1 protein-coding gene is annotated in these 854 nt (G+C 61.1%); it reads right to left on the bottom strand.

Features of this window, described 5'->3' with window-relative positions:
• A partial coding sequence (locus ACR0DO_RS19490; protein WP_480561100.1) for a TRAP transporter large permease subunit occupies positions 1 to 854 on the bottom strand: 854 nt, incomplete at both ends.

Here is an 854-nt window from a genome sequence, read left to right as displayed (position 1 = left end):
CCCACACCGGTCAGCGTCACGGTGCCCACGATCACGCCCGCGGTGGCGGTGGCCAGCGCGATGCCGATCATGTTGCGCGCGCCGTCGATCAGACCGTTCCACAGGTCAACCACACCGTCGCGGAAGGCGTTGGCGGTGTTGTTCTCACCCCGGAAGATCGACTTCATCGGCTTCTGCGTCAGCAGGATCACAAACAGCAGCGAGGTCGCCCAGAAGGCCGACAGGCCGGGCGATTTCTGCTCGATCATCAGGAAGTAGACCAGCACGATGATCGGCAGCAGGTAATGCAGACCGGCCTTGTAGATGTCGGCAATGACCGGCAGTTCGACCTCTTTGGCGTTGGGATCGTCGGGGACCAGATCCTCGACGCCCGAGGCCAGTTTCAGCAGGAACAGATAGGCCAGCACGATCAGGCCCGACAGCACCAGACCCGAGGCTCCGGGGATCAGCGCAATGATCGCCTTGATCGGATACTGGATGCCGTAACACAGCCCGGCAAAACCCACGAAGAAGATCGCCATGCCGCCAATCGTGCGACCCATCGAGACAACGCGGTTGCCCAGCGTCGGCATGTTTCGCTTCACCGCCTCAAGATGCACGATATAGACCAGCGCGATGTAAGAGATCGCGGCGGGCAGGAAGGCGTGGGTGATCACCTCGACATAAGAAATGCCCACATATTCCACCATCAGGAAGGCCGCAGCCCCCATCACCGGTGGCATGATCTGACCGTTCACGGAACTGGCCACCTCGACCGAGCCCGCCTGTTCGCTGGAAAAGCCCACCCGCTTCATCAGCGGAATGGTAAACGTGCCGGTGGTCACCACATTGGCAATCGACGAGCCCGAGATCAG

This window comes from Ruegeria sp. AM9 (genome assembly GCF_056540565.1).
This window is presented reverse-complemented; position numbering and strand designations above follow the sequence as displayed.